We start from the raw sequence: 11,792 nt of genomic DNA, 5'->3' as shown, positions 1-11,792 counted from the left end.
AATTACTTGAATTACAGAGTTGTTTTCATGGCATCCTTTTTGCTTTGTATTAATATAAATAATTCCAATAGGTCTTACTGAATGAGTACACGTCTGAAGATTCTTATAATTGACGATGAAGAAAATATGCGCCATATGCTTTCTGTAATGCTTCATAAATATGGCTATTCAGCTGAATTAGCTGAAGATGGTGGAGCCGCACTAAAACTTTTATCAGAACATTCATATAATTTTATTATATGTGACATTATAATGCCAGGTATGGACGGGCTCTCGTTTTTAAGGCAAGCTGTTGTCTCTGGTGTGACTACACCAATTATCATGATGGCTGCTTACGGGACTAAAGAAATTGCCGATAGATGTATGAAAGAAGGTGCCGTCGATTTTATTTGTAAGCCGTTTAAGCATCATGACCTTATAAACAAACTTTTAAAAATATCAGGAGCTGAATGATGTTTATAAGAACTGCATTAGGTTATTAAGGTTTCTGCTTGTGCTTAATTGTACGAAAACTGGCTGCAGTCTCGTTGAACTGGTAGTGGTTATATTAATCATGTCAATTCTGGTGGCCATTGCTGTACCAGTTGTCGCTACATATCATGGCAACTGTGCTATACGGTTAGCAACCTGTGAAGTTTGCGACATAATTAGAGAAGCACGTGCTTTAGCATTGACTTCAAATAACCCAATTGCTGTTACATTTGCACCAGTGACTACTGCCGTATCTTTAGTTTCTGACAGAGGCGGTGATGGCAGATGGAACACTGCTGATGATAGTGTTATACGAAGTTTTAAACTTTCAAATAAAGCCGGTATACATTTCGGTTATGGTAATTGCGGTCCGGTACCCGGTTTGGCAAATGAAGCAGATGGTATTACTTTTCAAACAAACAACAGCATGGTCTGTAATCAGGAAATGAGCAGCAATGCCGGAACGGTGTATTTGATGTTGTGTGACAGTAGAGTGACGGCTCTGACCGTTAATTCCACCAATCCGAAAATAACCATCCGGGAATGTCGTTGTGGACAGTGGTAAGCAGGCTGTTATGAAATTAACCATGAGATAGGTGTCTTATGAGCAAACTAAACAATAGTAAAGGTTTTACACTGGTAGAGCTTCTTGTTGCCATAACCCTTATGGCCATAGGAATTCTTGCTATCGTGCAAATGCAGATAGTTGGCATGAAGTCCGGTACAATTGCTCAGCGACAGACCGTGGCAACCAACATTGTAAGAGAGGTGATGGAGGATATTCAAAGTTGGGAAAAAGATGCTCTCATCGCTGACGTAGCTGTTGCCCCTGTTCCCGCTGTTCCCCCCTCTGCCGCTGTTTTCCCTGTTCCCGTGAATGACAAGTTAGTGACTTTTTTAACGGATCCTCGTGTGGCAACCTCACGAGATAGGAATATTTTGTCTTTTCCTGATTCCGGTACCTTCCGGGCGTTCTATGCAATAACTCTTGCGGGAAATGTGGCTACAATTATAGTGAGAGTTGAACAACGGCGTGCAGATGGTCAGTTTGAAGAGCGGGTTAGGATGACCGGGATGAAAGATGTTTCATAGCGAGTTAGTGCGCATTTAGTAAGGTGCTTAAAAAGAATTTCCGGTTTTAAGAGGATAATTAGATGAGACAACACGCATATAAACAGAATGGATTTACACTAATTGAGTTGCTAATAGTCGTAGCAATACTGGGTATTGTTATGGGGGCGGTTTATTCAGTTTTTATAGCAAACCAGCGCACTGCTTACACCACTGATGAAGTTGTCGAGGTGCAACAAAACCTGCGTATAGCCATGGAAGCTGTTACCAAAGATCTTTACTCTGCTGGATTTTTGATTGATACGGCAAACACACCGGCGATTAGTGCATTTGCAAATGATGGAGGACTAAAATCAGCTCAGGTTCTAAATCAAGCACCTGTGCCAGCTGGGTCTGACACGGTAACGATAAACATGGCCTCACTAAATAATGCTTTTACACGAAGTTCAACTGATGTTTCTACTGGTAGTTCAACTATTACAGTGATGCCTCCTGTTGCAGCAACCCAGGTTGCTGCTATTCGCCTCTTTAATAATAATAATTCTATTAAGATAATAAGATTTGAATCTGGAAAATACAGAGATTTAGGTCTTTATACGATTAATCCTGTTGGCGGTGTTGATATACCAAATAACACTATAAACTTTACTCCTGCGCTAACTGAAGATGTTAAGATTGGTGATCGTATTGTACTTGTGCCCGCCGGGTCTATCACTCCCCCTACAGTGCGATACGAACTTGTCAATGCAGCGACAACGACAGCTGGCCCTAACACCTGTCCGAACAATCAGCTCTGTCTTCAGAGAACAATACCGACGGGTTCAGAAATTGTGGCTCAGAATATGTCAGATTTCCAGCTGCGCTATGTTCTTGATGATAATACAGTTACAGATACTCCAGCTGATACAAAATTAATTAAGGCTGTTATTGTGACAGTCTGGGGCGAGACTCAAACTACTCGCTTGCTATCTGCTAATGTACCCAAGATCAGGCAGTTATCATCTGTTATACGATTAAGAAATAGAATTAATAAGGCAGATGACAGTAGTTTCTAACATGTTATTGGAAATATAAGGTGTCTGACTCCAAAACAGCTATATCAGTTCGCGCATGTTTTGATGCAAAGAGGGGGGCCGTATGTGCTGCAAAATAAAATATAATTTTACTAGAAAACTTAAGTGCAGGGCAGGTGCTTCATTGCAGAATGAACAAGGTGTTATACTTGTTGTCGTTCTGATGATGCTGTTATTACTGAGTATTCTTGGCGCTACAGTGCTTACATCAACAACTTCTGAATTGCGTATAGCAGGTAATTTTAGAAATACTCAAGAAGCTTTTTACAATTCTGATGGTAGCATTGATTTTTTGGTTGCAAACGCCAGTAGCCTTTTAACGGGTACTGATTCAGCGCTTGTAACAACTACGATTGCAGTTGGAGCTGGTGTTCCTTCAGACCTGACTACTCAATTTCTGTATACTGGATCGGGAGGTTTAGAGTCAGGAAATTCGCAAGATGTCAAAACCTATCTTTATTCTGTCACTATGGTCGGTCATAGTCCAAATGCTGGAGAGGTGACAATTGAAACTGAAATAGGAAAAGTAAATTACGGTGGAGGTGGTGGTAACGTTCTGTATAATTAAGCTATTTTATATTTACAAATTTGTTTTCAGATAAATATTTCATTTAAAAAGTTAGGGGGACAGTATGAAAAATTGTAAACGAGTAAAACCAGAACGTCATCTGTTGCTTGCTGCCATAGTAGCTTTTTGTATTATTGTAACTGCATCGTTAGATGTCGTTCAGGCAACAAATTTTCCGGCAGTTGTTCCGGTTATATCGGCAACCAATAACACTAAGTATGTTGCAGGTAACATATACACCGGCAAGTATAATGCCAAAGCGCTGTATTATCGTCATAACACGAAACAACCTTGGATGCGCTGGAGCAAGTCTGATAATTATCAGCAAGATGTGACCTGCGCAGCGGCTTTAGCAAGTCTTGATTCCACGGGAGTTTGGAGCGGTAATTTGGGGGTCCGTGGTGCGTGTGGTACGACAGCAGAGCCAGCTATTTTTGCAATTGGAAATTACCTGAATCAAAATACAAGTTTGGATAGTGTTGGGGCTAAATAATTAATTGATTTAATTACCTAAGGTAACAAGGAGGCGTTATGTTACTCTCTAAATGTATTACACTACTGTTCTTATTAGTTATAACTGTAATACCCTGTAGTCTTTACGCTGCGCCTGACCAGTATCCAGGTGATACCTCAATCTATGGGGCCACCACTGAAATGCTAAAACCCAATATTTTGATAATTCTCGATAACTCAGGAAGCATGACGGGGACGGTCTGTGCCGCTACGGGTGCATACAATCCGAGTATAACCTATCCTTCAGCAGGTTATTCTACAAACAGAGTGTACAGAGTTGTGAGTGGAAGTTACAGTAGTTATATTACAAATGTTACCAGTGTTGTAACTTCGTGCGGTGGGCTTAATCCCAGAAATCTGTTGCAAACAACGGGTCAATATTCAGGTCGCGGACTAAAATCAACAGGTGTATGTGATGGTTCATCAACCAGTGGTGTTTATGTTCTTGGTAATTATATCAATTATTTAAAAGGCGGTGGTTGTGCCGTTTACAAAACCAAAATAGATATAGCAAAAGAAGTGGTAACCAATTTGTTGCAAAATACTAATGGCGTTAATTTTGGCATTATGAAGTTTAATGAGAGTGAGGGTGGTACTTTTATAAAAAAGAGTGTTTCAGGCTCTGATTACTTTTCAACTATTAAAGATATGGATGCCATTCACTCAGGTTCTACAACAAACAGGCAAGCACTACTAAGTATTGTAAGTGATTATACCGCTAGCACATGGACACCTTTGGCAGAGACCCTTTATGAGGCAATGCTTTATTATAAGGGAGGAACTAGAAAATTTGGTCAAACAGGTTTTAACGCTTCTTACAAATACACCAGTCCTGTTACAGCAAGCTGTCAGAAAAATTATGTTATTCTGGTAACTGATGGAATGTCAACGCAGGACCAAAATACTGTCTTGGGGACGAATATAGGTGATTATGATCATGATGGGGCAGACCCTGGAAACTTCGACAGTGACGGGTCTCACTATCTCGATGATGTTGCTAAATATTTGTATGATGAAGACTTGTTTCCTGATGGCACGTATCCCAGCATGCAAGGCATATACTATTGGTTTCGGCCTTAGTGGCGCTGATGCTGATGCTGTTTCCCTGTTAAATAGCGCAGCGGATAGCAACCATGGACACGGACAGGCCTTTTTGGCAGCAGACCAGACCGGCTTGTCCGAAGCACTTATGCATGTTGTTTCAAACATATTGGAAATCAATTCATCCTTTGTCGCTCCAATAATCCCAACCAGTCCTGAGAATAAAACCTCAGATGCAAGCCGTGTCTACATTGGTTTGTTTAAGCCAAACAATACCAGCTATTGGGAAGGAAATCTGAAAAAATTTGGTCTTGATAGCTATAATGACCTCTGTGACAAGAGTGATCTTAATCCATCCACAACTCCCCAAAAATGTTTAAACTATGCGACATATATGGATGTTGTTAATAATACGACAAAGCTTCCTCCGGCAGACGGTAAGGATGACAGAGACGGTACCATGTTACCCATGGGAAAAACAAATGGCGCCTTTCGTGATAGTGCAATTTCATTCTGGAGTGAAAATGCAGATGCTGGCAACGTGACTGCAGGAGGAGCTGGTGCGCTTTTGCAGGCTCGTACTCCAACTGATCGTAGATTATTTACCTACCTAGGCAACGCTAATTTGGCCGATGCTTCAAACAGCTTTACTGTTTCAAATGTCGCTATTACTGCAGGGACATTGGGCGTTGCTGATAGTGTTGCCAGAGATAATCTTATCAATTTTGTGGTTGGGTACGATGCCTATGATGATAACAGCAATGGTAGTACAACTGATAATCGTGATTGGATTCTTGGCGATATACTTCATTCTAGACCAGCAGTGGTCAACTATAAGAAATATACGTTTAGCACCGCCAATGAATCTAGTTGTTCTACAAACAAAACCATGATTTTTGTTGGTGCAAATGATGGCATGTTACATGCTTTTAGAGATTGTGATGGTAGTGAGGCCTGGGCTTTTATACCGCCAGATACACTTCCAAATCTTCAATTAATGCATTCTGCTACTCATACAAACTTTCTGGATTCTTCTGTTTCTGCATATGTCTATGATGCCCCTGTTGCAGATGGTTTGGCCGATACGGTGTATCTGATGGTTGGTCAGCGTCGTGGTGGTGGAGGGATAGTATCACCAGCAAAAGGTTACTATTATCTGATTGATGCCTCTGATCCTGAAAATCCCAAATTTGTCAAAAGCATATCAAATGCAACGAGTGGTTTTTCAGAACTAGCTGAAACATGGAGTGAGCCAAAGCTATCTAAAATCAAGGTAGGTACTGAATATAAAATAGCGGCTATATTTGGCGGTGGTTATGATAACCTGAATGAAGACAGACGGTATGGAGCTGCTACGACATATCCTGCTGCCAGCGTCAGTGTTAGTAATACTGACCTGGGCGCTGGACTTGTCAGTAGTGTCGAAACTACAACCGCGCTGAACCCAAAAGGCCGGGGTATATATATAGTTGAAATAGCCCGGCTGGTAGCTGGTGCTTCAGGTTATACTTCGGATTTTACAAACATAGGATCATTAATCTGGAGTTATGTGTCAAACAGTGCTGCTTCTTTTGTCGGCGAGATCTCTACAGTCGATGTGAAAAACAGAGGATATACAGATCGTCTGTATGCTATTGATGTTGCTGGAACCCTCTGGCGTTTTAATATCGGTGCTTTGCCATCAACCACAGATACCACAACATGGAGCGGGTTAAAGGTATTTACTGCAAATACGACAACTGATAAGGGGAAAAAAGTCTTCTATAAGCCGACTATTGTGAGGGATTATTGTTATTCAGCCAATTCAAACCCAGCTATATGTGGCGATGTTGCAGAAACATGTGACATGGTGTTTTATGGCACCGGAGACCGAGAACACCCCCTTAATAAAAATGTTGTAGACAGAATCTATATGGTGAAGGTGAAAGACTCAGAAACAACGGGAAACAAAACAGAATCTAACCTTGTCGATGTGACAACAAATCAGCTTCAAGCTGCTACAGTTGTAACAAATACTGGTACAACCTGTTCCCCAACTCCTGGATCCATCGCTTATATTCTAAGGCAATTAAAACTTGGTGGTGGTTGGTATATTAAGTTGAATGAACTTGCAGGTGAGAAGGTACTTGCCACTTCAGCTGTTATTAATAAGGTGGCCTATTTTACAACATACGTTCCTACAAATTCTGACCCTTGCCAGACAACCAACCCTGGCGACAGTTATGTCTATGCCCTCCGTTATAATACCGGTGAGGCGATTCTTAATCTGAATACCGCTAATGATGTTGCTAGTTCAACGACAAACACTCGGAGCCAGACATCTGGTGAAACCGTGCTTTTAAATAGAGCAGATCGTAAAAAAGGAGTTGGACAGGGTATTGCGTCTGGTGTCGTTGTTACCACTTCTTCTACTGGCAAGGTCAGCGTGTTTGTTGGTGCTGGAGATAAGCCTCTCACTAATCCTGGAATTACAAAAGCTGGTACCAAACCTGTAAAGATGCTGAATTGGCGGTTACGATAAGGCTGGAATATGGTTGTTACCCCCATCTTGATGGGGGTAACAACTTCTATAAAAAGACTGTATGTAGACGGAGTGAAAGAATATGTCTGAAAGACAATGTTCATATAGTGTCTGTTTTATTAAACCACTCGGTTTCTCTCTTGTAGAATTAATTGTTGTTATTGCTTTTATCGGTATTATTTCAGCAATTGCCACACCATCTTTTCTTGAATGGCGTAATAATTTACAGTTTCGCGATGCCGCTAATAGTTTAACTGCATTTATTCGTAGCGCTCGTTCCGAAGCTATAGCAAAAAATAGACAGTATCGTGTTCAGGTTAACCTTGTTGCCAGAACCTATCAACTTCAACGTGGAAACAGTGCTCTGGGATCTACGGTTTGGGATGCTGCTACCCAACAAGCTACTCTAACAGCAATACGAACTGGTCTGGCAGGTAATAATACCGATATTGTCTGTAATCCAAATGGAACAATGGAATTTTCTCCCTTAGGTGGCAATCTTACGCGCATTACGATATTTGATAATCAAATCAATGCGATTGCAGATTTAAATTCTCAAAGATATAGAATTGAACTATTGACCACTGGTAGAATTAGAGTTACTAAAGTTAGTGTTGCAGATGGTGCTCCGTAATTTTTGATGTTGTCAAAAAATGTCAGTACTGGCAGACAAGCTCATGACAAACTATATATTCTGGTTTTAGTGGTTGTAAAAAGATTACTGTTTTTAGCCTGTTGTGGTGTTGCTTGAATTGGCATTGGGTTTGCATTGAAACTTTTAAGTATATAGCGGAATCATTTGGTGCAAGTAAGTATGTAAACAAACTACTCCTGCCATTGGCAGGACAACCTGAAAGGAGAAACACAATGTTGAACAAAATCCGTAACCGTCAAGGCTTTACCCTGATCGAACTGCTGATTGTTGTTGCGATAATCGGTATCTTGGCCGCTGTGGCTATTCCACAGTTTTCCGCATACCGTATGAGAGGTTTTAATGCTGCAGGCTTGGCAGATTTGAAAAATGCAAAAGGTGCTGAAGAGTCGTTGATGACTAATGATCAAACTTACGGACAATCTGTTTTAGCTACTCCTACTGCCCCTGTTGGTATTGCTGCCGCAGCAGCTGCCAACGGCGCGGGTGGTTTAGCAACAGGGCCGTTGACTGCTGCTGTTGGTGGCACAGTACCAATACTTGGCGCTATGTTTCAAGGTCCAAACAATCTTAATCAACCTGCTGCAATTGGATTTGCCCTTTCAAATAATGTGTCTTTACGTGCTGATAACGCTGCTCCTGTTAACCCAGCCTTTACATCAACTTCATACACAATGGCTGCAAAACATCTCCAGGGTGATACAGTTTATGCTTCAGAGGCTGAATCAACAGCTATCTATACTTGCGAAGATGATGTTTTTGTTAATCAGGTTTTTAGCGCAACAACAGCATATGGCCCATCATTTGCTGGTGTAACTGCGGGTTTAGATATTGCTCCTAATAATGCAACAGCTTGTGGTAGTGCAAAGGTTAATAAGTTGAACTGGATCACCAAGTAATTTTTTTAGTAGATATTGTAAGGTGGGGCCGGGTAGTAATACTCGGCCTCATCTATTTGTGCCTTTTAAGTAGAATGATTGTTCACAGCAGTGTTCTCCTTTTAGGTCGAATTTGTGTTTGGCGACTAAATTTTAACCTAAATCAGGCGCTGTTGCGACTTTTTTGAAAAAAAGCGAAATTTATTTTACGTTATCTTTCAAAACGTAAAATAAGGGACACCATTAGATGCATAACGACAAATTCTGTAGCATAATTCCAGAACAGCAAAGTTGTTGAGACTCCCTGTCAAGGCTGGGGGGGATTGGACCAACCTAGTGGAGTATATATTATGATTATATTTGAAGATGTCTGTAAAACGTTTCAGCTCGAGCGAGGTAAAAAGGTTTCTGCTGTTCAGTGCCTTTCATTGGTTGTTGCATCTGGTGAGGTGTTTGGTTGTATTGGTCCCAATGGCGCTGGCAAGTCAACGACTATCAAATTATTGCTGGACTTGATCCGTCCTGATAGTGGTACTATTACTATTAATAGTCTGCCCTCACGGGATAACGCTTCCCGTGCCAGGGTTGGATATCTGCCGGAAAACCCCTGCCAGTATGACTTTCTGACTGCTCATGAGTACCTTGCATATTCCGGTAACTTGTCTGGGCTTTCTTCATCAATTATAGCTGAGCGCAGTAGCTTGCTGCTGGAAAAATTGAAGCTGAGTCAGGCTGCTAATCGTCGCATTAGTGGTTACTCTAAGGGTATGCAGCAGCGTACGGCTATTGCTGCCGCTTTAATCCATAACCCGGATCTGGTTGTGCTTGATGAACCGATGAGTGGTTTGGACCCACTTGGACGTAAATTGATTTTTGATCTGATAGCAGAGCTGAAAGAACAGGGAAAGACAGTGTTTATCTCTTCCCATGTACTGACAGATATTGAACGTCTTTGTGATCGGGTGGGGATTATTGTGCAGGGCCGACTGTGTCATGAAGGACAGGTATCTGATCTGACCATGCCTCTGGAAGAATTGTTTTTGCAGGTGGTTGCTGATACTGGTCTGGATGAGGTGAAATAACATGCTACAGGCAATTATTAAGGTTACCTTTCTTGAAGGTCTTCGTAACAAGGCGGTGTATGGTATTTCTTTAATGGCTGGTTTGATGATGATTTTTACGGTTGTGCTGAGTGGTATGATTATGCGGGATGTGGGTAAAGTTGCAACAGATTTTGCTCTGTCTACGGCTACTTTTGCTGCATTGTTGGTGGTACTGTTTGTGGGTATTATCATTCTTGCCAGGGATCTGGAGCGTAAAACCATTTATCTGGCATTATCACGATCAGTGCCGCGCTCTAATTATCTTGTTGCGCGTTTTTTAGGGCTGGGGTTGTTGCAGGGATTTGTTATGCTGTTGTTGCTGGTGGCCTCACTGATAACTCTGGTACTGGTTAAGAATATGTACGCCAGATATTTTGGTGCGGTTTCGTTAGGTTTAGTTGCTGTTGCCCACCTGTTTGTGTTCGTACAGATGTTACTATTAACAGCGCTAAGTATTTTGTTTTCCATGGTGGCTTCCAGTCCGTTTGTAACATTCATTCTAACCATTCTTACCTGGCTGATTGGATCAAGCACACAAGAGGTGAAGTTGTTGATTGAATCCGCTGGATCGGACAAGTTTTTTCCTGTTGTAAAAATATTGGTAACACTAGCTTATTACCTGTTTCCAAACTTTGCCCTGTTTGATCTGAAGGCAACTGCTGCACACGGCCTTACTCTACATGCTGGAAAAGCCGGTTTTGCACTACTGTACGGGCTGGGCTACAGTGTTGCCGTACTGTCATTGGCATTAGTGCTGTTTAAACGGAAGGAGCTGACCTGATGCGGCGGTTGACTAGCCTTATACCTTGGTTTACTGCACTGTGTGGTACGGCGTTGTATCTCTATGCACTTCCGCTGGCGACTGTGAAAAAATCTCAGCAAGAACAGCTGTTCACTATCCCCGCCAATTTTCTTCGTGTTGTTTCAGGTCAGTTTAAAGAGTTGTCTGCTGATGTATCGTTTCTGAATGCGCTTACATGGCTTGGTGAGGTTAAAACACAACCAGATACTCATCGTTATCGACCAGAACAGTACGAGTGGTTGCATAATACCCTGAAAAATTCAGTTGCACTAGATCCTTATTTTTTGGACCCTTACTATCTGATGAATTCTGCCCTAATTTGGGATCGCTACAAACTTGCCGAGGTAAATGGCCTGATTGCCAAGGGTGCTGATACCCGTAGTTGGGATTCCATGTTGGCCTTCTTCGCCGGATTTAACTATTACTATTTTCTTGATGATAATGATAAAAGTTTCAGTTATTTGAAAGAGGCGTCAAAACGTTCAGGTGGAAATCCGTTTTATGACAGCCTGGCCGCCCGGGTGGCTTACAAAGCCAATAAAATTGAACTTGCAATTATGTATCTTGAACAGCAGATACATGAATTGGAATTACAGGGCCTGCAAAATCAGGCAGCCTCTCTCCAACGGAGGCTTGATCTGCTGAAAGGTATCCACCAGATTGAGCTGGCGGTTGAATCATACCGGAAGCTGTTTGGCAAACTACCGGCAGATATACATGAGCTGGTGAAGCTGGGCGCACTTGTGTCTATTCCTAAAGAACCAAATGGTGGAAGTTTTTATATTGATTCGTCTGGCAGGGTTAAATCAACAAGGCTCTTCAGCAGAATCTGTGGGTAGCCTCAGGTTCTGGCAGGTTGCCAAGTGTATGATACAAGGCGATTTTCATCACTTCAAAGTTTCTGAAACCGTATGCTTTACGTGACGTCACTTTAGCCTTGTTGTTGAATCCTTCTACGGCCCCCAAGGCAACCTGCCCTTTGGTCCGAAACCAGTTGAGTAACAGCTCCCGATGCGAGCGCAGCATCTTGGCAATCTTCTTCATCGGGATGATGCGTGACCTCATGGTTCTTTTGCACCAAGCATCCAGAAATCTGGCA

Annotated in this window: 14 protein-coding genes; 13 read left to right on the top strand and 1 reads right to left on the bottom strand. The window is 41.9% G+C overall.

The genetic code is table 11. The annotated features are described in order from the left end of the window. Positions 1–81 precede the first annotated feature (81 nt). The 13 genes from B5D39_RS16620 to B5D39_RS16570 all read left to right on the top strand — a co-directional run bounded on the left by B5D39_RS16620 (position 82) and on the right by B5D39_RS16570 (position 11,532). Positions 82–453, top strand: coding sequence for a response regulator (locus B5D39_RS16620; RefSeq protein ID WP_078791617.1), 372 nt, complete (start codon positions 82–84; stop codon positions 451–453). Positions 454–553: 100 nt separating this feature from the next. Further along, on the top strand, positions 554–1,036 hold the full coding sequence (locus tag B5D39_RS16875) for a hypothetical protein (protein ID WP_139366832.1): 483 nt from the start codon (positions 554–556) through the stop codon (positions 1,034–1,036). Positions 1,037–1,074: 38 nt separating this feature from the next. After that, a complete protein-coding gene (locus B5D39_RS16615; protein WP_078791616.1) occupies positions 1,075–1,563 on the top strand; it encodes a type IV pilus modification PilV family protein in 489 nt (162 codons plus the stop codon). 62 nt (positions 1,564–1,625) lie between these two features. After that, positions 1,626–2,597: a PilW family protein gene (locus B5D39_RS16610; RefSeq protein WP_078791615.1), complete on the top strand. Its 972-nt coding sequence runs from the start codon at positions 1,626–1,628 to the stop codon at positions 2,595–2,597. Positions 2,598–2,679: 82 nt separating this feature from the next. Continuing rightward, positions 2,680–3,183: a PilX N-terminal domain-containing pilus assembly protein gene (locus tag B5D39_RS16605; protein WP_078791614.1), complete on the top strand. Its 504-nt coding sequence runs from the start codon at positions 2,680–2,682 to the stop codon at positions 3,181–3,183. Positions 3,184–3,247: 64 nt separating this feature from the next. Continuing rightward, entirely contained in the window at positions 3,248–3,676 is a 429-nt protein-coding gene (locus B5D39_RS16600) for a hypothetical protein (RefSeq protein WP_078791613.1), read from the top strand. A 38-nt stretch (positions 3,677–3,714) separates the two neighbouring features. Then, on the top strand, positions 3,715–4,776 hold the full coding sequence (locus B5D39_RS17060; protein ID WP_161947530.1) for a vWA domain-containing protein: 1,062 nt from the start codon (positions 3,715–3,717) through the stop codon (positions 4,774–4,776). Beyond that, complete coding sequence (locus B5D39_RS16595) at positions 4,727–7,258, top strand: pilus assembly protein (protein ID WP_161947529.1); 2,532 nt, start codon at positions 4,727–4,729, stop codon at positions 7,256–7,258. The genes B5D39_RS17060 and B5D39_RS16595 overlap by 50 nt, the downstream gene beginning before the upstream one ends. Before the next feature lie 82 nt (positions 7,259–7,340). Then, positions 7,341–7,892 (top strand): GspH/FimT family pseudopilin, encoded by a 552-nt coding sequence (locus B5D39_RS16590; RefSeq protein WP_078791611.1) that lies wholly within the window; start codon positions 7,341–7,343, stop codon positions 7,890–7,892. Between the two features lie 233 nt (positions 7,893–8,125). Then, on the top strand, positions 8,126–8,809 hold the full coding sequence (locus tag B5D39_RS17420) for a type IV pilin protein (RefSeq protein WP_078791610.1): 684 nt from the start codon (positions 8,126–8,128) through the stop codon (positions 8,807–8,809). A 329-nt stretch (positions 8,810–9,138) separates the two neighbouring features. Beyond that, complete coding sequence (locus B5D39_RS16580) at positions 9,139–9,870, top strand: ABC transporter ATP-binding protein (protein WP_078791609.1); 732 nt, start codon at positions 9,139–9,141, stop codon at positions 9,868–9,870. A 1-nt stretch (position 9,871) separates the two neighbouring features. Further along, positions 9,872–10,672: an ABC transporter permease gene (locus B5D39_RS16575; RefSeq protein WP_078791608.1), complete on the top strand. Its 801-nt coding sequence runs from the start codon at positions 9,872–9,874 to the stop codon at positions 10,670–10,672. Further along, a complete protein-coding gene (locus B5D39_RS16570; protein ID WP_078791607.1) occupies positions 10,672–11,532 on the top strand; it encodes a tetratricopeptide repeat protein in 861 nt (286 codons plus the stop codon). Before B5D39_RS16575 ends, B5D39_RS16570 begins: the two co-directional genes overlap by 1 nt. Here B5D39_RS16570 and B5D39_RS16565 read toward each other — a convergent pair. Beyond that, positions 11,513–11,792, bottom strand: a 280-nt coding sequence (locus tag B5D39_RS16565) for a transposase (RefSeq protein WP_139366830.1), incomplete at its 5' end; no start/stop codon positions are given. The genes B5D39_RS16570 and B5D39_RS16565 overlap by 20 nt on opposite strands.

The organism is Trichlorobacter thiogenes, assembly GCF_900167465.1.
Classification (GTDB): domain Bacteria; phylum Desulfobacterota; class Desulfuromonadia; order Geobacterales; family Pseudopelobacteraceae; genus Trichlorobacter; species Trichlorobacter thiogenes.
This window is presented reverse-complemented; position numbering and strand designations above follow the sequence as displayed.